Source organism: Streptomyces sp. YS415 (genome assembly GCF_023544665.1).
GTDB lineage: Bacteria > Actinomycetota > Actinomycetes > Streptomycetales > Streptomycetaceae > Streptomyces.
This window is the reverse complement of record NZ_JAMJFL010000045.1, coordinates 15097-37385: the sequence shown is the minus strand read 5'-3', so window position 1 is coordinate 37385 and position 22289 is coordinate 15097. Positions and strand designations below refer to the sequence as shown.

The 22289-nt window shown below is 73.0% G+C and carries 15 protein-coding genes, 1 tRNA gene and 1 riboswitch; of the genes, 7 read left to right on the top strand and 9 right to left on the bottom strand.

Going from position 1 to position 22289, the window contains the following annotated elements; genetic code table 11:
* Positions 1–369 precede the first annotated feature (369 nt).
* Positions 370–921, bottom strand: coding sequence for a MarR family winged helix-turn-helix transcriptional regulator (locus M8H82_RS33865; protein WP_250079117.1), 552 nt, complete (start codon positions 919–921; stop codon positions 370–372).
* 150 nt (positions 922–1071) lie between these two features.
* Here M8H82_RS33865 and M8H82_RS33860 point away from each other — a divergent pair, with 150 nt between their 5' ends.
* Positions 1072–2337, top strand: a complete 1266-nt coding sequence (locus M8H82_RS33860) for an MFS transporter (protein WP_250079122.1) — start codon at positions 1072–1074, stop codon at positions 2335–2337.
* Position 2338: 1 nt separating this feature from the next.
* Here M8H82_RS33860 and M8H82_RS33855 read toward each other — a convergent pair whose 3' ends face one another.
* Both M8H82_RS33855 and M8H82_RS33850 read right to left on the bottom strand, forming a co-directional pair.
* Positions 2339–3988, bottom strand: coding sequence for a SpoIIE family protein phosphatase (locus M8H82_RS33855; protein ID WP_250079115.1), 1650 nt, complete (start codon positions 3986–3988; stop codon positions 2339–2341).
* Positions 3989–4194: 206 nt separating this feature from the next.
* Positions 4195–5574: an NAD(P)/FAD-dependent oxidoreductase gene (locus M8H82_RS33850; protein WP_250079113.1), complete on the bottom strand. Its 1380-nt coding sequence runs from the start codon at positions 5572–5574 to the stop codon at positions 4195–4197.
* Positions 5575–5960: 386 nt separating this feature from the next.
* On the opposite strand from M8H82_RS33850, the gene M8H82_RS33845 reads away from it, so the two are divergent.
* Positions 5961–6758 (top strand): TetR/AcrR family transcriptional regulator, encoded by a 798-nt coding sequence (locus tag M8H82_RS33845; protein WP_250079111.1) that lies wholly within the window; start codon positions 5961–5963, stop codon positions 6756–6758.
* Positions 6759–7090: 332 nt separating this feature from the next.
* Positions 7091–9052: a sigma-70 family RNA polymerase sigma factor gene (locus tag M8H82_RS33840; protein ID WP_250079109.1), complete on the top strand. Its 1962-nt coding sequence runs from the start codon at positions 7091–7093 to the stop codon at positions 9050–9052.
* A gap of 12 nt (positions 9053–9064) precedes the next feature.
* Here M8H82_RS33840 and M8H82_RS33835 read toward each other — a convergent pair whose 3' ends face one another.
* Positions 9065–11164 (bottom strand): asparagine synthase-related protein, encoded by a 2100-nt coding sequence (locus M8H82_RS33835; RefSeq protein ID WP_250079106.1) that lies wholly within the window; start codon positions 11162–11164, stop codon positions 9065–9067.
* A 691-nt stretch (positions 11165–11855) separates the two neighbouring features.
* Here M8H82_RS33835 and M8H82_RS33830 point away from each other — a divergent pair.
* The 4 genes from M8H82_RS33830 to M8H82_RS33815 all read left to right on the top strand — a co-directional run bounded on the left by M8H82_RS33830 (position 11856) and on the right by M8H82_RS33815 (position 16857).
* A complete protein-coding gene (locus M8H82_RS33830; RefSeq protein ID WP_250079105.1) occupies positions 11856–13280 on the top strand; it encodes an MFS transporter in 1425 nt (474 codons plus the stop codon).
* 76 nt (positions 13281–13356) lie between these two features.
* Complete coding sequence (gene lhgO / locus M8H82_RS33825; protein ID WP_374211734.1) at positions 13357–14565, top strand: L-2-hydroxyglutarate oxidase; 1209 nt, start codon at positions 13357–13359, stop codon at positions 14563–14565.
* A gap of 50 nt (positions 14566–14615) precedes the next feature.
* Entirely contained in the window at positions 14616–15458 is an 843-nt protein-coding gene (gene trmB / locus M8H82_RS33820; RefSeq protein ID WP_250079103.1) for a tRNA (guanosine(46)-N7)-methyltransferase TrmB, read from the top strand.
* Between the two features lie 52 nt (positions 15459–15510).
* Positions 15511–16857 (top strand): PrsW family intramembrane metalloprotease, encoded by a 1347-nt coding sequence (locus tag M8H82_RS33815; protein ID WP_250079101.1) that lies wholly within the window; start codon positions 15511–15513, stop codon positions 16855–16857.
* Between the two features lie 80 nt (positions 16858–16937).
* Here the strand turns inward: M8H82_RS33815 and M8H82_RS33810 are convergent, their stop codons facing one another.
* From M8H82_RS33810 to M8H82_RS33790, 5 genes are all read right to left on the bottom strand, one after another.
* A complete protein-coding gene (locus tag M8H82_RS33810) occupies positions 16938–17966 on the bottom strand; it encodes a M23 family metallopeptidase (RefSeq protein ID WP_250079099.1) in 1029 nt (342 codons plus the stop codon).
* An 11-nt stretch (positions 17967–17977) separates the two neighbouring features.
* A riboswitch (cyclic di-AMP (ydaO/yuaA leader) is annotated at positions 17978–18135 on the bottom strand.
* A gap of 191 nt (positions 18136–18326) precedes the next feature.
* Positions 18327–19448, bottom strand: coding sequence for a PP2C family protein-serine/threonine phosphatase (locus M8H82_RS33805; RefSeq protein WP_250079097.1), 1122 nt, complete (start codon positions 19446–19448; stop codon positions 18327–18329).
* 190 nt (positions 19449–19638) lie between these two features.
* Positions 19639–19712: transfer RNA gene (locus tag M8H82_RS33800), tRNA-Met, on the bottom strand.
* 51 nt (positions 19713–19763) lie between these two features.
* Positions 19764–20957 carry an alginate lyase family protein gene (locus tag M8H82_RS33795; RefSeq protein WP_308293299.1) on the bottom strand — a complete coding sequence of 398 codons (1194 nt, stop codon included), beginning with the start codon at positions 20955–20957 and terminating at the stop codon, positions 19764–19766.
* A gap of 122 nt (positions 20958–21079) precedes the next feature.
* On the bottom strand, positions 21080–22207 hold the full coding sequence (locus tag M8H82_RS33790; RefSeq protein ID WP_250079094.1) for a dihydrofolate reductase family protein: 1128 nt from the start codon (positions 22205–22207) through the stop codon (positions 21080–21082).
* Positions 22208–22289 lie beyond the last annotated feature (82 nt).

Genomic DNA, 22289 nt, shown 5'->3' with positions numbered 1-22289 from the left:
CCCTTTCGGCTCCGATTCCCGGTCGGCGGGATTCGCTTTCCGGCCTTTCGACCTTCCGGCGGTGTCGACTTTATCAGATCCTCTCGGTGTCTGACGCCCAGTCAACCGGGCTTGTCCTCGCGGCCGTTGCGGGCCGTTCCGACGTCTCAAACCTTAGCGGATTCCCCCGGCAGTTCCTAATCGGACTGCCGAGCCCCATTCGAATTGAATTCGGGCACGCCGAATTCACCCCGGCTGGAGATCATGCTGGTGATTTGAGGTGCCGCTTCTGCGGCTGAGGTGCTTTCGCAGAACCGTTACGGCTCGGCGGCAACCCGAAGAACTCTACGGATCGTGCAGGGGGGTGTCAAGTGACCCCTGTCAAGATCTTTAATCGAGGTCGGTCAGCCGCCCGCCGGCGTCCGGCTGGGCGTGCTCCACCCTGCGCAGCAGCCGGGTGAGCACCTCACCGAGGGCCGTGCGCTCCTCCGGGGAGAGGTCCTGGAGCAGATCCTCCTCGAAGCCCGAGGCGAGGCGCATGGCCTCGGTCCACTTCTCCCGGCCCTCTGTCGTGAGCTCCACGATGACGCGGACCCGGTTGTTCTCGTCGCGCGCCCGGGTGACCAGGCCCTCGGCGACCATGCGGTCGATCCGGTGGGTCATCGCGGCCGGCGTCAGGCCGAGGCGCTTGGCGAGCTCGCCCGGGCCCAGCCGGTACGGGGCGCCGGACAGGACGAGGGCCTTGAGGACCTCCCACTCGGTGTTGCTGATGCCGAGTGTGGCGGTCTGGCGGCCGTAGGCGACGTTCATACGGCGGTTCAGCCGGGACAGCGCCGAGACGATCTTCTCGACCTGCGGGTCCAGGTCCTGGAACTCGCGCTGGTAGGCGGCGATCTGCTCTTCGAGTGTCGGCTCGCTGCCGAGGCCGGGGGTGTCGCCCATGGGTCGCAGTATCGCATGGCAGTAGTTGGCGTTGAAGTCCTTGGATGTGTACTCTTTAGCTTCGAACTTTAGCTTTGAAGTCTTCAGAGCTAACCACTTCAGTCCTAACTACTTGAGAGGGTGAACGTGACCAGGGCGATGGGCGCGGCGATGCGCCGGATCCACGTGGGCAACGCACTCAGCGCGTTCGGGCTCGGCTTCACGGTCCCGTACCTGTACGTCTATGTGGCGCAGGTGCGGGGTCTTGGTGCCGTCACGGCGGGCCTGGTGCTCGCCGTGTTCGCGGTGGCCGCGCTGGTCGTGCTGCCGTTCGCCGGGCGGGCGATCGTGCGGCGCGGCCCGCTTCCGGTGCTGCTCACCGCCCTGGTCACGGCCGCGATCGGCGCACTGAGCCTCGGTCTCGCGGGGAACGCCACGGCCGTACTGCTGTCGGCGGCGGCCCTGGGGGCGGGGCAGGCCGTGATGCAGCCGGCGCTGGCGACGATGATCGTGGACGTGTCGACTGCGGAGACGCGGTCGCGGGCCTTCGCGACGCAGTTCTTCCTGCAGAACCTGGGCCTGGGTGTCGGTGGTCTCATCGGCGGTCACCTGGTGGACACGACCCGGGTCTCCTCCTTCACTCTGCTCTTCGCGATCGAGGCGGCGATGTTCCTGCTGCTGGTCGCGGTGATGGCGACGGTACGGATGCCGCGGGCGCCGCGGATCGGGGCCGCGCCGGCGCAGTCGGCCAAGGGCAGCTGGAAGCAGTTGCTCGGGAACCGGGCGATGGTCCAGCTGTGTGTGCTGGGCTTCGTGCTGTTCTTCGCCTGCTACGGCCAGTTCGAGTCCGGGCTGAGCGCGTACGGCGTGGAGGCCGCCGGGATCTCCACCTCGGCGCTGGGGACGGCTCTGGCCGCCAACACGGCGATGATCGTCGTGGCGCAGTTCGCGGTGCTGAAGTTCGTCGAGCGGCGGCGCCGGTCCCGGGTGATCGCCGCGGTGGGGCTCATCTGGGCGGTGGCGTGGGTCGCGGCCGGGTACGCCGGGCTCGGGCACGGCAGCCAGGAGATGGCGACGGCGGCGTTCGTGGCGACGTACGCGCTGTTCGGGCTGGGTGAGGCGATGCTGTCGCCGACGGTTGCGCCGCTGGTGGCGGATCTCGCGCCGGAGGGGATGGCGGGCCAGTACAACTCGGCGTTCGCCCTGGTGAAGCAGCTCGCCCTGGCGGTGGGCCCGGCGGTGGGCGGCCCGATGGGCGCCGCGCTGCACGCGCCGTACATCGTGACGTTCCTGCTGTTCTCGCTCGGTATCACCTGGCTCGCGCTGCGGCTGGGCCGGCAGCTGACCGCCGTACAGGATCAGCCGGCGTCGGTGAGGAGCCGGGTGGTGGCGCAGGGGAATGCTCCGGCCGAGGGGCCTGCTCCGGCGCGCGTCTGAGTCAGGCGCCGGCCTTGGGCAGGGCGAACTCGCACCACACCGCCTTGCCGCCGCCGGGGGTCCGTCTGGATCCCCACGCGGAGGCGATCGTGGCGACGATCGCGATGCCGCGACCCGATTCGTCGGCCGGTTCCGCGCGGCGGCGCCGCGGGAGGTGGTCGTCCCCGTCGGTGACCTCGACGATCAGACGGCGGTCCGTGCGGCGCAGCCGAAGGCGCATGGGCGGGCTGCCGTGCTGGAGGCTGTTGGCGACCAGCTCGCTGGCCGCCAGTACGCCCAGGTCGTGCAGGTCCGTGGGGAACCGCCAGCTGGTGAGGACCCCGGAGGCGAACGCACGCGCGCGTGGGGCCGCTTCCACGCCGCCGAGCAGCTCCAGGGCGGCGTTGCGGAACAGTTCGCCGTCCGGGCCGGTGCGGGCCGGGTGCTGGAAGACCAGGACCGCCACGTCGTCGTCGTGGTCCGCGGTGACGCCCGCCGAGCGGACCAGGCGGTCGCAGACGACCTGGGGTGTGCCGGTGGCGCCGGCCAGGGCGCGCTCCAGGGACGCGATGCCCTCGTCCAGGTCTTCGTTCCGGCGCTCCACCAGTCCGTCCGTGTAGAGGACCCCGGTGGAGCCGGGGCTCAGCGGGATCGAGCCCGACGCGTGCATCCAGCCGCCGGTGCCGAGCGGCGGGCCGGTCGGCTCGTCGGCGCGCAGCACGGTGCCGCTCTCGTCGCGGACCAGGATCGGCAGATGCCCGGCGGAGGCGTAGACCAGCCGGCCCTCGTTCGGGTCGTGGATGGCGTAGACGCAGGTCGCGATCTGGTTGGCGTCGATCTCGGTGGCGAGGCCGTCCAGCAGCTGCAGCACCTCGTGCGGCGGGAGGTCCAGGCGGGCGTAGGCGCGGACCGCCGTGCGCAGCTGGCCCATGACGGCCGCCGCCCGTACGCCTCTGCCCATCACGTCGCCGATCACCAGCGCCGTACGGCCGCCGCCGAGGGTGATGACGTCGTACCAGTCGCCGCCGACCGCGGCTTCCGTGCCGCCGGGCTGGTAGGTCGCCGCGATGCGCAGGTCGTCCGGCTGTTCGAGTTCCTGGGGGAGCAGGGAGCGCTGGAGCGTCACCGCGGTCTCGCGCTGGCGGCGCTCGCTGGCGCGCAGGCGCTCGGCGGCCTCGGCGTGGTCGGTGACGTCGGTGGCGAAGACCAGCACTCCTCCGTCGCCCTCGGCGACCGGGGTGCAGGTGAAGGTGTAGGAGCGGCCGTCGAGGGCCTTGCGGGACTTGACCGTCCGGGGCTTGGCACTGCGCAGGACCTGGTCCAGGAGCGGCAGCAGGCCCAGTTCGTCCAGCTCCGGCAGGGCCTCGCGGGCCGGGGCGCCGAGCGGGCGGACGCCGAAGGCGGCGGCGTAGGCGCCGTTGACGTAGGCGAGGCGGTGGTCGGTGCCGTGGACCAGGGCGACGAGGGCCGGCACGCGGTCGAGTACGTCGCGGGCGGGGAGTTCGTCGAGGGCGGGGACGGGCGGGGCGTCGTCGGTGAGCTGTTCGGCTCTGGCCGCGGGGACGGAGCCCGCGCTCTCGCCGCGCCGCTCCGCGGGGACCGCGTGTTCGGTCCGCGCAGCGGCGCGGCGCTGCGTTCCGGGGAGCCGGGCGCTCCAGCGCGTGAAGTTCACGAATCCTTGCCTCGTGTCGTCGTCTTCGGCCAGCTCCGGACCCGGGCGGGGGTCTGGGTGGTGGCTCCCCGGGGATGCAGCACTGCGGGGACGGTCTCGTGGGAGTCGTAGGGCGGGCGGCTGCCCGTCCGGCGTCGGGGTCAGTCTGGCGGATCAGGCCGACAACCGTCAGACGCCTGCCCGGTCGATGGAGTTCCTCGGTCCGGTCAGGACGACCCCTTCGGGTCGTTGTCGGTGTCGGCAGAAGGCTTTCCACCGGCTGCGAGTTCGAACTCCGCTCGGGGATGTTCGAGTGAACCGAGGGAGACGATCTCCCTCTTGAAGAGCCCGGAGAGCGTCCATTCCGCCAGGACACGGGCCTTTCGGTTGAAGGTGGGCACCCTGCTGAGGTGGTACACGCGGTGCATGAACCAGGCAGGGTAGCCCTTCACCTTGCGCCCGTAGACGTGTGCGACGCCCTTGTGCAGCCCGAGAGAGGCGACCGAGCCGACGTACTTGTGGGAGTACGTCTCCAGCGGCTCGCCGCGCAGCGAGTGCGCGATGTTGTCGCCGAGGACTTTGGCCTGGCGCAGCGCGTGCTGGGCGTTGGGGGCGGTCTCCGTGCCGGGCCGCTCGGCGGTGACGTCGGGGACGGCGGCGGCGTCTCCTGCGGCCCACGCGTGCGTGGTGCCCTCGATCGTCAGCTCGGCGGTGCACCTGAGCCGTCCGCGGTCGGTGCGGGGGAAGCCGGTGGCGGCGACGAGGGGGTGCGGTTTGACGCCGGCCGTCCACACGACCGTGCGGGTCGGGAAGCGGGCGCCGTCGCTGAGCACCGCGGTCCGGTCGACGCAGGACTCCAGCCGGGTCTTCAGGCGTACGTCGATGTTGCGGCGGCGCAGTTCGGTGACCGTGTAGCGGCCCATCTCCTCGCCGACCTCGGGGAGGATGCGGTCCGAGGCCTCGACGAGGATCCACTTCATGTCCTCGGGGCGCACGTTGTAGTAGTAGCGAGCGGCGTAGCGGGCCATGTTCTCCAGCTCGGCGAGCGCCTCCACGCCCGCGTAGCCGCCGCCGACGAAGACGAAGGTGAGGGCCGCGTCGCGGATCGCGGGGTCGCGGGTGGAGGAGGCGATGTCCATCTGCTCGATGACGTGGTTGCGCAGTCCGATGGCCTCCTCGACCGTCTTGAACCCGATGCCGTGGTCGGCGAGTCCGGGGACGGGAAGGGTGCGGGAGACCGAGCCGGGGGCGAGGACGAGTTCGTCGTAGGCGATCTGCTGGGTGCCGGCGCCCTTCTCCTCGGTGGCGAGGGTGGTGAGGGTCGCGGTGCGCCCGGCGTGGTCGATGGCGCGGACCTCGCCGATGACGACCCGGCATCGGCCGAGGACGCGGCGCAGCGGTACGACGACATGGCGGGGGGAGATCGAACCGGCTGCCGCCTCGGGCAGGAAGGGCTGATAGGTCATGTACGGGTCGGGTGAGACGACCGTGACCTCGACTTCTCCGCGATTGAGTTCCGGTTTCAACTTTCGCTGGAGTCGCAGGGCCGTGTACATCCCCACGTAGCCACCACCGACAACGAGAATGCGCGCACGTTCCTTCACCATCCCATGACGCACCCAGCGCTTGCGTTTGTCCACAGCCTCAGCAATTTGTGTGACCGCGAGCCATCGCACCGCCGGGTTGACCGAATTACCGGAGTGCGGGGAAAATACGCAGGTCAACAGGTGTGCGCCGGGGGGTCGCAGGGGGCGCAATCAGGACGTATACGACCCGTACGCCGATCGGGGGGCGCTCTGTGCGGAACGTGCCCCTTCTGAATTGACTCCCTCTCAACTATGTTCGTGTGTCGACGGGGTGTAGGGGGATGCGCTCGTCGGACTCAACGGCTCCGCGACGGGCGGGCCCGGGTCCGGGCAGGTTCCACAACGCTCCGGCTGTCGAATGACGGGGGTGTCTCCGGGGGGAGACGTTCATTACCGGGGGAACGCTTATGCATGTTCAGGACTCTCATTGGTCGTCCACGTCCGCCATCACGTCCGGTGGCGCGGCGATGGGCTCGGCAATGGGCTCGGCGATAGGCGGAGCCATGAATGCGGCGGGGAACGGACGCGAGAGTGCGCGGACGGCACCGCTGCGGGTGGACGCACAGCGCAATCTGGAGCACGTGCTCCGCGCGGCGCGCGAGGTCTTCGGCGAACTGGGGTACGGCGCGCCCATGGAGGACGTGGCCCGGCGCGCGCGGGTGGGCGTCGGGACGGTGTACCGGCGCTTCCCGAGCAAGGACGTCCTGGTGCGCCGGATAGCCGAGGAGGAGACCTCCCGGCTGACCGACCAGGCCCGGGCGGCGCTCGGGCAGGAGGACGAGCCGTGGTCGGCGCTCTCGCGCTTCCTGCGGACGTCGGTGGCGTCCGGCGCCGGGCGGCTGCTGCCGCCGCAGGTACTGCGCGTCGGGGTCGCGGAGGAGCACCCGGACGGTCCGGGGTTCGACGAGGCGCGGGTGCCGCAGCAGCGGATGCAGCCGGGCGCGGGCGAGCTGCGGCTGGTGCCGGGGGAGACTCCGGGTCCGGCCGAGGACGACGCCGGGGCGTCGGCACTGCTGGAGGTCGTGGGGCAGCTGGTCGACCGGGCGCGTGCGGCGGGTGAGCTGCGGGCCGATGTGTCGGTGGCGGACGTCCTGCTGGTGATCGCGACGGCGGCGCCCTCGCTGCCGGACGCGGCGCAGCAGGCGGCGGCCTCGGCACGGCTGCTGGACATCCTGCTGGAGGGGTTGCGCTCGCGGCCGTCCTGACCCGGCGGCCGGCGGGGTGACCCGTAAAGGTGACCTCGTACGGGTGATCTCGTACGGGTGATCTCGTACAGGTGACGAGGAGGCGGGGACGCCGTGCGCGCTCCCGCCTCGTGCGCCCTGACACAGCATGTCCGCACGTCCTAAGAGCAGCCCAACTCCCCTGTGCGGCAGGCCATTTGCCCCTTCCCCGTTCGGGTGACGGCTAGTACTGAATCGCGTGAAGTCCCCACGGACGAGTGGATGGCCCCTGCTGTCGCCCGCTGACAAAAATTCGGTATGGCACTCTGACCCGGTGTTCGGGACTGGTTGGGCTGCGGCGGGGGCTTTCCGCGATGGGCGTTGACGGGCGGGACGGGTCACTCGGTGACGGTGACGCGGAGGACGGCGGCCCGGCCTCGCCCCATGTGCCGAGCCAGGGTGGGCGGCCCGATCTGCCGCTGGGCGGCGAGCCGTTGGTGGCCCCGATCCCGGCCCAGGGGGGCGAGCCCGTGGAGGGCAGCGTCCCGGCCCAGCGGGGGTGGCGCGAGGACAGCGTCCTGCCACCGCCCCGGGAGCTGCCCCGGTCCGACGCCGACCTGATCGCGCGGATGCGCTCGGGCGACGACTCGGCCTACGCGGAGCTCTACCGCCGGCACGCCGACGCGGTCCGCCGGTACGCCCGCACCTGCTGCCGCGACGGCCACACCGCGGACGACCTCACCGCCGAGGTCTTCGCCCGGATGCTCCAGGCGGTCCGCGGCGGTTCGGGTCCCGAGCACGCCGTACGCGCGTATCTGCTGACCTCGGTCCGGCGCGTCGCGGCCACCTGGACGAAGTCCGCGAAGCGGGAGCAACTGGTCGACGACTTCGCGTTGTTCGCCGCCCAGGCCGCGCGCTCCTCCGAGGTGTCCGACGACGACACCCTCGAGCTGGGCGCCGAGGTGCGCGCGATGCACGAGGCCGAGCAGTCCATGGCCATGCAGGCCTTCCGGTCGCTGCCGGAGCGCTGGCAGGCCGTGCTGTGGCACACCGAGGTCGAGGACGAGTCGCCGAGCGAGGTCGCCACGCTCTTCGGGCTCGACGCCAACGGCACGCGCGTGCTCGCCAGCCGGGCCCGTGAGGGCCTCAAGCAGGCCTATCTCCAGGCCCATGTCAGCGCCGGCCTCGCCGGTGACGAGGAGTGCGCCCGCTACGCCGACCGGCTCGGCGCCTACGCCCGCGGGGGCCTGCGCACCCGGGCCGAGCGCGGGCTGCGCAAGCACCTGGAGGAGTGCGCCAAGTGCCGCCTGGCCGCCGGGCAGATCAAGGAAGTCGCCAGCGGCATCCCGGCGGTCGTGCCGGTCGCGGTCATCGGCTGGTTCGGTGCCGCCGGGTACGCCAAGGCCGCCGCGGTCATCGCGGGCGGCACCGGAGCGGGCGCCGCGGGCGCGGCCGCCGCGGCGGGCGGTTCCTCCTCCGGTGGGGCGGGCGCCGGTGGCGGTGCCGCGGCCTCCGAGGGCCTGGGCGCGCCGGTGAAGGCGGGGATCGCCGCCGGTGTGGTCGCCGTGGCCGCCGTCGCGGTGGCCCTCGCCCTGGTCGCCGACGACGACCCGGTGCCGCGGCCGGACGCCAAGCCGCCGGTCACCTCCCCGGCGCCCGTCGTCGGGGAGGCCGCGACCCCGAAGCCGCCGGGGAAGCAGCCGGCTCCGCCCGTCTTCGCCGCCGAGCAGGCCCCCCGGCCCGCGCCCACCCGCACGCCCACGCCGACCGCCACCGCGACTCCGCAGCCGGCCTCCCCGCCGAAGCCGAGGCCGAGGCCGACGCCCGCTCCGACGCCGCCGCCGGCCCCCGGGCCCGCGCCGACACCCACCCCCACGCCGCCGCCTCCGCCTCCGCCCGCTCCGGCCGACTACCAGTGGAGCGAGCTGTCGTACGACGTCAACGGCGACGGCAGCGGGCCCGAGATGCGGATCGGCGAGAGCAGCTGGGTGTGGCAGCGCTACGGCGTGTCGATCGCCGGGAAGCAGTACACGCACGGGGTGACGGTGCGCGGCGCGTCCTCCGTCACCATCGATCTCAACCGGGAGTGCACCACGTACCGGGCCCTGGTCGGCGTCGACGACATGAACCTGATGCTGGGCAAGTTCGCCTTCTCCGTCCACGCCGACGGGGTGCGGCTGTGGCGGTCCGCGATGATCAAGGGCGGTGACCCGGCGGTCCCCGTCTCGGTCGACATCACCGGCCGCGAGACGGTACGGCTGGTGGTGGAGCCGCACAGCCACGTCGACAGCGTGCTCCTCGCCGACTGGGCCGAGTCCGGGTTCCGCTGCACGTAGGCCCGCCGGGTCCTACGCCCGCCGCGCTCCCGCCCCCGCGCCCAGCGCCCCCCTCTGGGGCGTGATTCCGGCGGGGACCGCACGCGCGCGTGCCGGGGTGCCCGTCCAGCAGGTGCCGCGGCGGGCCAGCAGGCGGGTGAGCCAGAGTTCCAGCGAGACGAGGTCGGCCAGGCCGTCCAGCGGGAGGGCCTCGCCCTCGGCCGCCGCGCGCAGCGCCTTGCGGACCACGCGGGCCTCCACCAGGCCGGCCTGGGCCAGCAGCGGGGTGTTGAAGAGGGCCATCAGATCGTTCGCCGCCACCCTCAGCCCTGCCCGGGCCGCCACCGCCGCCGGGGTGGGAGACGTCGCGCCCCAGCCCGGCGGGAGGTCGGCCACGCCCGCGCCCTCCAGGACCGTACGAAGGATCGCGGCACGTGCGCCGGGCCGCACGCGCAGGGCCTCGGGCAGGGCGCGGCAGGCGCGGACGACCTGGTTGTCGAGGAACGGCGCGTGCAGGCGCTGGAAGCGGATCTCGGCGGCCTGCTCCAGGACGCGCAGGTCCGCCGCGTGCCGGGCGAGCGCGGCACGCGCGCGGTAGTCGCCGGGGCGCTGTCCCGGACCGACTCCGGAGCGGTGCGTCGCCCCTTGCAGACGAACCGATACTTCAGCCAGCGCCTCGCCCGTCAGCCAACGCGCCGCCGGGCCCGGTCTGGCCCAGGTGAGGGCCGCAAGCGACGCCCCCACGGCACCTCCGGGGTCGTCGAACCGCCGGTGCATGAGCCGCTCGGCCAGCGCCTCCAGACCCGTGCGGTAGGGCGTGCGCGCCAGCTTGCGCGCCGCGCCGTACACGCGCGCGGGGACCATCACCGAGCCGTCCGCCTTGGCGAGCGCGGCGACGGGACGGACCAGGTGCCGGCGCTTGCGGTCCATCAGCAGGTCGGTCAGCCGGGCCGGGTGGGCGTCCAGCACCTGGCGGGCGCCGTAGCCGGTGAAGTGGTCCGCGCTGCCCGCCGCCAGCCGCGCCCGGTGCCGGGCGGCCGTCACCAGGGACGGCCCGGGTTCGTCGGTGAGGGGCCCGTCCAGGTCGGCGTACGGCAGGGTCTCCTCGCCGCCCGCCACGACGACGTGGTGCAGTCGGGGGTTGGCCGCGAGGGTGCCCGCCCGTTCCAGCTCGGCCTCCCGGCCGCCCACGGCGAGGTCGTTGAAGGTGACCGCCAGCAGCCGCTCGCCGGCGCCCGTGCCGTGGCCCAGCACCGTGCCCGGCATGCCGGGCAGCCCCGCGGCGAGCAGCGCGAGGGTGCCGGAGGCCGGGCCGCCGGAGAGGTCGGCCCCGATCCCGGGTACGGGCATCCCGCGCGCGGCGCGGCGTTCGGCGGGTCCCATGCCCGGTACGGGTCCGGGGTCGATGTCGGCGCCGGGCACGTGCCGGGGTGCGGACAGCCGGGCCCGTACCGCGTCCACCAGCGCGTCGCGTACGGCGTCCACCGAGCTGTCCGGGTCGGCCGTGGGTGCAGCCACCGCGAGGGAGGCGACCGGCTCGTACCCGGCGATCTCCCGGGCCCCGGCGCGCAGGATCAGCGCGTGCCCGGGCGGAATGCGCCGTACGCCGTCGTAGGGCGTGGAGTCGTCCAGGGCCGCGGGGACGTCCGGGGCGGCGAGCAGGGCGGCCAGGTGACCGAAGTCGAGGTTCGCCTCGATGAGGTCGGCGAGGGGCAGCGCGGCGGTCGCGTAGGCGGTGCCGCCGGACCAGGGGGTGTAGAACACCGGCCGGGCGCCCGCCAGATCGCCGCACACCATGACCCTGCGGCCGACCTGGACGACGGCCGTGTAGCTGCCGGGCCAGGCCGTCAGATGCCGAAGTGCCCCGCCGCGCGCGGCGAACAGGCCCACCCGCAGCTGCTCGTCGCTCGCCCCGCAGATGCCGAGCACGGCGATCCGGTTCTGGGGGTCGGCCTGCACCACGCGCACCTCGTCGGGCCGCCAGTCGCCGACCGCCCACAGCGGATCGGGGTCACCCCACAGGAGTTGGGACCCGACCGGGTGCACGGTCTCGCCGTCGGGCCCGGTCGCCCCCGCGGAACCGATCACGGCGGCTCCCGCGGCGGTGCTGCTCCATCCCACCAACCACCGCATCGACGCCTCCACAGGCTGTGGACCACCAGTGCACCGCACGAACCGGTTCACCATGCTGCCATGAAGGACGCGTGCCCGAGTCGCGGTGACACCGCTTGAGATCCGTGAAGTGCGCCCCCGCGGGCGCCCCCACAGGGCATCCATACCCGCGCGGAGCCTGGAGACCCCCAGCCAGGGCGACGCGAATGCGCCCCCGGTTCACTCCCCAAGAACGCCCTTAGCGCCCTCAATTTCCGTGGTGGGAGCGGTAATCGCCCGCGAGAGGCAGGGTCGGTTTTCGGCCAAATCGGCGTGACGACGGCAGGTTTGGCCACTCTCCGTACAGGCCCTGCGTATTACTTGGCGTGTGCGCAGTCCGGGAGGCGGGACTCGCCCCCCGGACCGTTCCGCCGCCCGCGGGGATGTAGGCGGCGGTGTCCCCCAGCCCACTGGATCCAGTACAGCGGGCCGACCCACGCGTGACCATGGAAGCGCTCCCCGGATGGCCGGAGAAGAGCGCACACCCGGGCGCACGGCCACACAGCGGGAGCACGCCGCAACCGTCCGTACCTGAACCGCACTTCAGTACGGACCACAATCCCGCCATCCGGAAGAATGCCCCTTAACGCTTGGGATGCGGCGAACTACGCTGGGTTTACGAATGCCGCGTGGTTATGCCAGTGCGGCAGCCGTCTGTGTCGAGGGGTGGCGCATGTCCAGGGAGCAACGCGGGCCGAACGAAAAACTCGGCGCCGTTCTCGCCCTCGCGGGAATCAGCAACGCCGGCCTCGCGCGCCGCGTCAACGACCTTGGCGCTCAACGCGGGTTGACACTTCGCTACGACAAGACCTCGGTGGCGCGCTGGGTGTCGAAGGGAATGGTGCCGCAAGGTGCGGCGCCGCACCTCATCGCCGCCGCCATCGCCCAGAAGCTCGGCCGCCCGGTGCCGCTCCACGAGATCGGCCTGGCGGACGCGGATCCCGCCCCCGAAGTGGGCCTCGCCTTCCCCCGGGACGTCGGCCAGGCGGTCCGGTCGGCGACCGACCTCTACCGTCTCGACCTCGCCGGACGGCGCGCCGGCACCGGCGGCATCTGGCAGTCGCTGGCCGGCTCGTTCGCGGTCAGCGCGTACGCAACGCCCGCCTCACGGTGGCTGATAACCCCGGCCGACAGTTCGGTGGCGCGCGAGGTGAACCCCGCCGAGGGGTCCGGCGCACCGGTCAAAGTCGGCCACAGCGATGTGCAGAAGCTGCGGGAGGCCGCCGAGGACGCCAGGCGCTGGGACTCCAAGTACGGAGGCGGCGACTGGCGTTCGTCCATGGTGCCCGAGTGCTTACGGGTGGAGGCGGCGCCGCTGCTGCTCGGCTCGTACTCCGATGAGGTGGGCCGGGCACTGTTCGGGGCGAGCGCCGAACTGACCCGGCTCGCGGGGTGGATGGCCTTCGACACCGGCCAGCAGGAGGCCGCGCAGCGGTACTACATCCAGGCGCTGCGGCTGGCGCGGGCGGCGGCGGACGTGCCGCTCGGCGGGTACGTGCTCGCCTCCATGTCCTTGCAGGCGACGTACCGCGGCTTCGGTGACGAGGGCGTTGACCTCGCCCAGGCCGCGCTGGAGCGCAACCGCGGTCTGGCCACCGCGCGCACCATGAGCTTCTTCCGGCTCGTCGAGGCACGCGCGCACGCACGCGCGGGGGACGCGCAGGCGGCGGGCGCCGCGCTCAAGGCGGCGGAGGGCTGGCTGGAGCGCTCCCGGGACGGCGACCAGGACCCGTCCTGGCTCGGCTTCTACTCCTACGACCGCTTCTGCGCGGACGCCGCCGAGTGCTACCGCGACCTGAAGGCGCCGCGTCAGGTGCGCCGGTTCACGGAGCAGGCACTGTCGAAGCCGACGGAGGAGTTCGTGCGCTCGCACGGGCTGCGGCTCGTCGTCTCCGCTGTCGCCGAACTGGAGTCCGGCAACCTCGACGCGGCATGCGAGCAGGGCGTGCGGGCGGTGGAGGTCGCGGGGCGGATCTCCTCGGCGCGCACCACCGAGTACGTGAAGGATCTGCTGCACCGCCTCGAGCCCTACGGGGACGAGCCGCGGGTGGTGGAGCTGCGGGAGCGGGCCCGCCCGCTGCTGATGACTCCGGCGTAGCTTCCTTCGCCTCTCCCCCGGGTTTGAAGGCATTGTCAGTGGCGCAGTGCACTATCGGAGGCGGGAGGTGGTGCTGGTGCGGTCGGTCGCATACGACGGTGATGTGCTCGTGGTCGGCGGGGGGGTCGTCGGGCTGTCCACGGCGTACGCGATCACGCGGGCCGCGCCCGGTACCCGCGTCACCGTGCTGGAGAAGGAGGCGGGGCCCGCCCGGCACCAGACCGGGCGGAACAGCGGGGTGATCCACAGCGGGATCTACTACCGGCCCGGGTCGCTGAAGGCGCGGTACGCCGTGCGCGGTGCCGCCGAGATGGTCAAGTTCTGCGCCGAGTACGACATCGCCCATGCCGTCACCGGAAAGCTGATCGTCGCCACCGAGCGCGCGGAGCTGCCCCGGCTGCACGCGCTGGTCCAGCGGGGTCGGGAGAACGGCATTCCGGTGCGGGAGCTGGGCGCCGCCCAGATCGCCGAGTACGAGCCGGAGGTGCGCGGACTCGCGGCCATACAGGTCGGGACCACCGGCATCTGCGACTTCGTGGGGGTGGCGCGGCGGCTGGCCGAGGCGTCGGGGGCGGAGATCAGGTACGGCGCCGAGGTCGTGGGGGTGGACCGGCGGCCGGACCTCGGGGTCGCCGTGCGCACGGCGGACGGGGACATGGTGCGCGGGCGGGTGCTCGTGAACTGTGCCGGGCTGTACTGCGACGAGGTCGCCCGGCTCACCGGGGACGAGCCGGGAATGCGGATCGTGCCGTTCCGGGGGGAGTACTACACGCTGGCGCGGCCCGGGCTGGTGCGCGGGCTGGTGTATCCGGTGCCGGATCCGGCGTTCCCGTTCCTCGGGGTGCACCTCACGCGGGGAGTCGACGGAGGCGTCCATGTCGGGCCCAACGCGGTGCCGGCGCTGGCCCGGGAGGGGTACGGCTGGGGGGTCGTACGGCCCCGGGAGCTCGCCTCGACGCTGGGGTGGCCGGGAGCCTGGTCGATGGCCCGGCGGCATTGGCGGTACGGCGCGGGGGAGCTGCGCCGATCGGTGTCGAAGAGGGCGTTCGCACAGGCGGTGGGGCGGATGCTCCCGGCAGTGACCGAGGAGGATCTGCTGCCCGCGGCGTCGGGGGTGCGGGCGCAGGCGGTGCTCCGGGACGGCACGCTGGTGGACGACTTCCTGATCAAGGAGGGGGCGCGGGCCGTGCATGTGCTGAACGCGCCTTCCCCGGCGGCCACCGCGTCCCTGCCGATCGGGCGGGAAGTGGCCCGGCGGGCGCTGGCGGTCCTGGGCTCGGTGTGACGGGCTCCGCCGCGGCCCCGCACTCCGCCTCCCGTAAAATCGGTCCCACTGTGTCTGACTCCCTCCACACCCCCGAAGCCCCCCACTCCGCCCCCGGTCACGAGCCGGATGCGTCCCTCCGGCCTGCGCGGGCCAAGGGGGAGCCGCGGTTCCCCGACGGGCCGATGCCCGATCCCGCCGGGTCGCACTTCGAGCGGCGGATCAGGAGCTTCCAGCCCCGGCGCAGCCGGGTGACCGCGGGACAGGCGGACGCGCTGCAGCGGCTGTGGCCCGCATGGGGACTGGACATCGACGGCCGGCAGGTCCTGGACCTCGGCCGGCTCTTCGGCAACGACCGTCCCGTCGTCCTGGAGATCGGGTTCGGAATGGGCGAGGCCACCGCGCAGATGGCCGCCGCCGATCCGGCGACCAATGTGCTCGCCGTCGACGTGCACACCCCCGGCCAGGGCAATCTGCTCAACCTCGCCGAGCAGCAGGGCCTGACCAACATCCGGGTCGGCAACGGCGACGCCATCATCCTTCTGCGCGAGATGCTCGCCCCCGACGCGCTCGACGGGCTGCGGGTCTTCTTCCCGGACCCGTGGCCGAAGAAGCGGCACCACAAGCGGCGGTTGATCCAGCCGGAGTTCCTCGGCCTCGCCGCGACCCGGCTCAGGCCCGGTGCGGTGCTGCACTGCGCGACCGACTGGGAGCCGTACGCCGAGCAGATGCTCGAGGTGCTGACGGCCCACCCGGACTTCGAGAACACGCAGGCCGACGGCGGTTTTGCGCCGCGTCCGCAGTTCCGGCCGCTGACCCGTTTCGAGGGCCAGGGACTGGACAAGGGTCATGTCGTGAACGACCTGCTCTTCCGCCGCGTACCGCAGCGAGACGAACCCACCGCCGGCGCCTGAGCCCACAGCGCTCCTCTGCGGGCAGCGCCCTTTCCTCGTTAGGGTCAATGCCGTGGCCACCAGTCCTCCGTACCCGACGCACCCCACCGGTCCCGCCGGCGGCGCACTGCGGCACGCGCACTGGTGGCAGCGGAAGTCGGTGCGCTACGGCGCGCTGATCACCCTGCTCACCCTCTCCGGCCTGGTGATCCTCGCCCTGGTCCGCGAACAGACCGGCACCGAGGGCTTCCTGGTCGGGCTCGGCCTGGCCGTGCTGCCCGTGCCGCTGCTCATAGCCGCCTTCCGCTGGCTGGACCGGGTCGAGCCGGGCCCCTGGCGGAATCTGCTGTTCGCCTTCGCCTGGGGCGCCTGCGCGGCGGCGCTGATAGCCATCGTCGCCAACAGCTTCGCGACGAGATGGATAGCGACGGCCACCGCGGATCCGTCCAGCGCCGACACCCTCGGGGCGACCGTGATAGCGCCGGTCGTGGAGGAGTCGGCGAAAGCGGCCGCCGTGCTGCTGGTCTTCCTCTTCCGGCGCCGGGACTTCACCGGGCTGGTCGACGGGGTGGTGATAGCCGGGGTCACCGCGACCGGCTTCGCCTTCACCGAGAACATCCTCTATCTCGGCACCGCCTTCGGCACCGACCAGATCACCGGCGGCAGCGGCATCGCCTCCGTGACGGCGGCGACCTTCTTCGTGCGCATCATCATGTCGCCCTTCGCGCACCCCCTCTTCACCGTCCTGACCGGCATCGGCTTCGGCATCGCCGCGCTCTCCGGCGACCGCCGGCGCCTGCGGCGGGTGCTGCTGCCGCTGTCCGGGCTGCTGCTCGCGATGGGCATGCACGCGATGTGGAACGGTTCCTCGGCGTTCGGCCCGTACGGCTTCTTCGCCGTGTACGGGGCGATCATGGTCCCTGCGTTCGGGCTGCTGACCTGGCTGGTGATCTGGACCCGGCAGCGCGAGCTGCGCACCGTGCGGGAGGAACTGCCCGCCTACGCCGTCGCCGGCTGGCTCACCCCGGGCGAGCCCTTCGCGCTCGCCTCGATGCGGGCGCGGCGCCTGGCCCGGCAGTACGCCCGCCGCCGCGCCGGACGGCAGGCGGCACGGGAGGTGGCGCGGTACGAGGCGTACGCGACCTCGCTGGCGTTCCTGCGCCACCGGGGGCGCCGGGGGCGTGCGGGCGCCGACTTCGTCGTACGCGAGCAGGAGTTGCTGGGGGAACTGTGGCGCCGCCGGGAGATCGCCCGCCCGGCCCTGGACCACGCGGCCCGCGCCACCGCCCCACCGGCGCCGGTGGCGGCGGCGCCATGGCCGGCGCACGGCACCTACGGGTACCCGGCCCAGCCGGCGTACCAGCCCTCTCCGGCGTACCCGGCGGGCCCGTACCCCGCCTACAACCCGTACCGGTCGTAGGGGCCGCGAACGCCGAGAACCGGCAGCCCTGACGTCGGGGGGACGTCGTCAGGACCGCCGGGGTTCCGGCGAGGGCTCGGTCAGGGGGTGAGGCCCTTGCTTCGCAGCCAGGCGAGCGGGTCGATGCCGGAGGAGGAGCCCTCGGGGTGGACCTCCAGGTGGAGGTGGGCACCGGTGACGTTGCCGGTCGCGCCCACGCGACCGATGACGTCGCCCGTGGCGACCTTCTGCCCGACGCTGACGCTGATCGAGGACTGGTGGGCGTACCAGATCTCGGTGCCGTCCTCCAGGGTGAGCACGGTCTTGTAGCCGTAGGAGCCGTCGTACCCGGCGTAGGTGATCGTGCCGGTGTGGACCGCCTTGATCAGGGTGCCGGTGGGAGCGGCGAAGTCGGTGCCGGTGTGGTACCCGGAGGACCACAGCGCGCCGGCCTGACCGTAGGTCGAGGTGATGGTGTACGAGGAGGTCGGCAGCGCGAACTGCTTGGCGAGGGCGGCCAGGCGCTCGGCCTCGGCCTTCTCGCGGGCCTCCTCCTCGGCCTTGGCCTTGGCGGCGGCGGCCTTGGCCTTCGCCTCCTTCTCGGCCTCGGCGGCGGCTTCCGCGGCGGCCTTCTCGGCGGCAGCGACGGCGGCCTCGGCGGCCTTGGTGGCGACCTGGTCCTGCTGCTGCTCGGCCTGCGCCATGATCCGGGCGCGCAGCGCCTCACCGGCGTCCGCGGCACCCTGCTCGGTGTCCGTGGTGGTCATGCCGACGCTGCTGAGCGGGGTGGCCGAGGTCTCGGGGGTCGGCTCCGCCGGGTCGTCGGAGATCAGCGGCAGGTCGGGCATGGTGATCGCGACCGGCGGCTTGCCGGACTGCGCGCTGGCCATGCCGCCCGCGCCGACGGCGGCTATGACACCGACGCCGAGCACCGTGGAGCTACGGGCGAGTCCGCCGCCGCGCTGCTTGGAGACGCGGTGCCGGCCGCGTACCGGGCGAATGGATTCCGCGGTGGGGTTCCATTCCTCCCAGGGGCCCTCGTCGGTGCGGTGGCTGCCGTAGGAGAAGGCCTCGTCACTGCGCTGGCTCGGCACGAACGGGGCCTCGGGGGCAGGCCGGTTTGACGCCACGTGGGCGTGCTCCTTTCCTTCCTTCTCGCCTACCGGGTTAGCTGACGGGTTCGGAGCAGGAAGGTCTCCTACGCGCGTATATCTGCCGCTTTCAGCGCGACGGATTACGCCCGATTCACCCCAATTGATGGTTCCCCGGTTCCCTTGCGGGATTCGGCGCGTGCGCACGGAGCCGCCTCTTGTGACGGCTGGGACGACCGCGCTGCGTTATCGAACGTTAATAGACGCGGGGCGCGGATTCCAAGCTGTTCCTCTTGATCGTTAGCGAGATCGGCCTGGACTTTCGGGTCACTGGGGCGCTAAATCGGGCGAGTTGACCAAACCTCTTGTGTCACAGAAGTATTGACGGTGCCTCAGTTGTTATGCGGAGGGCTCCCATCCGATCACCCCGGGTGACGAGCGGGGTCTGCGCACCGCGAGCAGCGCCATGTCGTCCGCCATCCCCCCTCCGCAGTGCACGCGCACCTCCTCGGCGAGGGCGCGGATCAGGGCGCCCGGATCGCGGAAGACGCGGCCGTCGAGCCGTCGTTCGGGGTCGAAGAAGACACCCTGCGCGTTGCGGGCCTCGGAGAGGCCGTCGGTGTGCAGGAGCAGGGTGGTGCCGGGCGGGAAGGGTGCCTCGTCGACGCGGTCGGGCCAGTCGCCGAGGTCGCTCATGCCCAGCGGGAGGGCGGGCTCACGGGCGCGCAGCGGGCGCACGGTGCCGTCGGGGTGGAGCAGCAGCGGGGGCGGGTGGCCGCGGTTGACGACGCGGACCGGCCCGTCGCCGTGCGGGAGTTCGGCGAGCACGGCGGTGGTGAACCCCTCGACGGCATCGATCCCGTCGCGCCGCGAGCCCTCACGGACCAGGGCCCGCTCCAGCCGCCGAGCCACCGCCTCCAGACCCGGTTCCTGCTCGGCGGCCTCCCGGAACGCCCCGACGACGACGGCGACGGCCGCGACGGCCCCCATCCCCTTGCCGCGCACATCACCGACGACGACCCGTACGCCGTACGCGCTGTCCTGCACCGCGTACAGGTCGCCGCCGATGTAGGCGTCGGCCTGCGCCGCCTCGTAGCGGGCGGCGATCTCGTAGCCGCCGAGCCGCTCCATGGGTTCGGGCAGGACGGCACGCTGGGTGGCCACGGCGATCTCGCGCTGGATGGCGAGCCGCAGATCCCCACGGCGCACGACCCGGTTGAGGGCGACCGCCAGGACGGCGACGGTGACCACGGTGAGCACCTCGGTGACCGTGTCCGCGTCCATACCGAAGCCCCACCGGATGTGGACGGCGTAGGCGGCGATCAGGGACACGGCCCCGACGGCGACCGTGCCGCTCAGCGCGCAGAAGGGGGCGGCCACCAGCGGGGCGGCGGTGAAGAAGGGGATCGCGGTGAAGCCGCGGGGGGTGACGACGTCGTAGAGGACACCGCCCGCGATCAGGAGCAGCGGGAGGAGGCGGACGAAGGTGCGTAGGGACCACGCGCGCCGGATCCCGCCCACGCATGAAGTCCGCACTGCCCGCCTCCCGCCACGTCCGCCGTCCCTCCAGGCTTCCCGGAGCGGTGGCGGGCGGCGAACGGTGTGGGCCGAGTGGATGAGGCGCGGCAGACCGGCCGCAGCACAACGCGGCAGACCAGCCGCGGCAAAACACCTAGGGCCGGAACCAATGGTTCCGGCCCTAGGCCTTCAGTAGCGGGGACAGGATTTGAACCTGCGACCTCTGGGTTATGAGCCCAGCGAGCTACCGAGCTGCTCCACCCCGCGTCGTTGAAACCAGTGTACGCCATCCGCGGGACCCCCTGCACACGCGTGTCTTCACGCCCCGGGATTGCCCGCGTGGGTGAGCGTCTCCCAGGCGACGAAGAGGTCGTCGGTGCCCGCCGGACGGGTCTTCCCGGCGAGCGTGCGAGCCGCCGGGCCGCCGAGGCCCCGGTTGAGCGCGACCTCCAGGTCGGGCCCCATGTCCCGCTCCACCCTGCCGCCGCACAGCCAGGCCGGCACGGGCTCGCCCAGCTGGTGGCGGGCGTGCAGCTCCAGCGCGGCCGTGAGCCGCTCCTCGGCCTCGCCGTACAGGTCGACGCCCTGGTGCCAGGCGGTTTCGGCGATGTGCGCGGTGGCGGCGACGGAGTAGCCGACGTGCCGGAAGTCGCGGCAGCTCTCCTGGGTGACGCCGTCCTTGTACACACTCTGCCCGTGCCAGTACGCCGTCAGCCGCTGCGGGGTGGTCCTGCTCGACCCGGCGGGGGTGAGCGGGAGGCGGCCGTCCTTCTCCAGGTAGAAGTAGGCGGGCACGCGGTCGCGGAAGCGGGCGAGGGCGTGGTCGAAGGTGGGGTGGTCGTCGAGGAAGACGGCGATGCCGATGGCGGCGTCGGTGGTGATCAGGTCCCGGTTGCCGTTGGTGTCCGGGGCCTTCCGGGTGACGTGGGGCAGGTGGGCGGTGCGCAGCATCGTCTCGAAGCGGCGCACCCGGTCCTCGGGCCAGTCGGCGCCGTCGCTGTGGCGGACGATCTCGGCGGCCCGCGCCCAGGTGGACCCCGCCCAGCCGGCCTGGAGCCCGGCGTTCTGCCCGCTGTGCCGCCGCAGCCGCGCCGACCAGGCGTCCATGATCTCCCGGGCCTTGACGGCGTGCTGCCGCTTGCCGGTCACCGTGAACAGCAGCGCCTGCGTGTAGGCGGCGATGGCGTCCTCGCGCTCCTGCACGCACCCGCGCCCGGCCTTCCTCCCGGCGGGACAGTAAACGTTCTCGTACGGCTCGGCCCGGTACTTGTAGGCGCCGTACTTGCTGTCCCGCATCGCGAGGTACGCCTTCAGCCACGGCTGCTTCCCGGCGGTGACGTTCTTGCGTACGGCGGCCAGCTGCGCCGCGCTGACGAGGACGCCGGGGTGGGTGAACTCGGCGCCGGGCGGCAGGGCGCGCGCCATGGTGCGGGAGTCGGCACCGGTCACTCCGCAGGCGGTGCCGACGAGGGCGACGAGCAGCAGCAGGGCGGCACTTCGGACAGACCTCATGCTGGCAGCGTGGCGCGGGGACAGGCGGGGCGCAGGTCGGGTTGGGCCGATCGGAGCGGGGGCGGGGCGGGGCGCAGGTCAGGGCGGGTCGGGGCGCGCCGATCGCAGCGGGGCGCGGGCCGCTACGGCAGCACGTGGGTGTTCGGGGCCTTCGCGCGGTCCTCGAACTCGGGGAGCAGCACCACGTCCGCGCCCGCCGACGCCAGCAGGCCGCTGCCGTCCGCGTCCGCCACGAAGGTGTCCGGCTCCCGCCAGGCCGTGACGACCCGGCGCACCCCCGCCTCGATGATCAGCCGCGCGCAGGGCACCGGGCGGGAGGCCCGGCGGGCGCAGGGTTCCAGGCTGCTGTACACGGTCGCGGAGGCCAGCCGGGGGTCGCCCGGGTCGGTCTTCGCCAGGGCCGCCTCCTCCGCGTGGACCACCGGGTCGTCGCCCTCCCGGGAGTGGCCGCGGGCCAGTTCCGTGCCGTCGGCGGCCACCACCACCGCGCCGACACTGAACGCCGTCCGCGAGGGCGGGCACACTTCCGCCAGTTCGCAGGCCAGCCGGAGCCAGTGGCGGTCGGCGGCCGTGGTCCGCGGGCCCACTCCGGGAGCCGTGGGGAGGTAGCGCATCAGGACCACGTCCTCGATCCGCCGGGACTCCACCAGGCGCAGCCGGCCCCGCTGGTACCCGCCGGGCCCGAAGAGGCGCGGCGCGGACGGGTCGCCGACGAACAGGGGGGCCAGCACGAGCTGGAGCTCGTCCGCCAGCCCTTCCTGGAGCAGCTGGGTGTGGACCCGGCCGCCGCCCTCGACCATCAGGCGCCGCACACCCCGGCTGTGCAGGTCCGCCAGCAGCCGCCGCCAGTCCAGGTCCGGGCCCAGGGCGACCACGTCGGCCGCCAGACCGGCCGCACGCGCCCGCTGCGCGCCCTTCTCCGTCGTATAGACGACCTTCTCGCCGCCCGTGTGCCAGAAGTTCGCCCCCGCGTCCAGCTCCCCGCTCCCGCTGACGGTGACCTTCAGCGGGTACTCCGGCCGCCCCGCGGAGATCCGTGCCGCGCGCCGCGCCGGGGAGTTGACCAGGAGGCGCGGGTTGTCGGCGCGGATCGTCCCGGCGCCGACGAGGATCGCGTCGACCGACGCCCGTACCTCGTCGACCCGGTCGAAGTCGGCCGGGCTCGAGAGCAGCAGCCGCTCGGGGCCGGTGTCGTCCAGGTAGCCGTCGAGGGAGACCGCGGCCGACAGCAGGACGTAAGGGAGAGGCATCGACGCTCCAGCGGGACCGGCTCGGTTGAGGTTCTGCGCGGGCGGCTCCGGCATGCCGCCGGCCTGCCGCACCTGTACTGCT

What these genes read in the sequence shown, in the direction of transcription:
- M8H82_RS33865 (WP_250079117.1), bottom strand. Translation starts at nt 921, where the DNA reads ATGGGCGACACCCCCGGCCTCGGCAGCGAGCCGACACTCGAAGAGCAG.
- M8H82_RS33860 (WP_250079122.1), top strand. Translation starts at nt 1,072, where the DNA reads ATGCGCCGGATCCACGTGGGCAACGCACTCAGCGCGTTCGGGCTCGGC.
- M8H82_RS33850 (WP_250079113.1), bottom strand. Translation starts at nt 5,574, where the DNA reads ATGGTGAAGGAACGTGCGCGCATTCTCGTTGTCGGTGGTGGCTACGTG.
- M8H82_RS33845 (WP_250079111.1), top strand. Translation starts at nt 5,961, where the DNA reads ATGCATGTTCAGGACTCTCATTGGTCGTCCACGTCCGCCATCACGTCC.
- M8H82_RS33840 (WP_250079109.1), top strand. Translation starts at nt 7,091, where the DNA reads ATGGGCGTTGACGGGCGGGACGGGTCACTCGGTGACGGTGACGCGGAG.
- M8H82_RS33835 (WP_250079106.1), bottom strand. Translation starts at nt 11,164, where the DNA reads ATGCGGTGGTTGGTGGGATGGAGCAGCACCGCCGCGGGAGCCGCCGTG.
- M8H82_RS33830 (WP_250079105.1), top strand. Translation starts at nt 11,856, where the DNA reads ATGTCCAGGGAGCAACGCGGGCCGAACGAAAAACTCGGCGCCGTTCTC.
- M8H82_RS33795 (WP_308293299.1), bottom strand. Translation starts at nt 20,957, where the DNA reads ATGAGGTCTGTCCGAAGTGCCGCCCTGCTGCTGCTCGTCGCCCTCGTC.
- M8H82_RS33790 (WP_250079094.1), bottom strand. Translation starts at nt 22,207, where the DNA reads ATGCCTCTCCCTTACGTCCTGCTGTCGGCCGCGGTCTCCCTCGACGGC.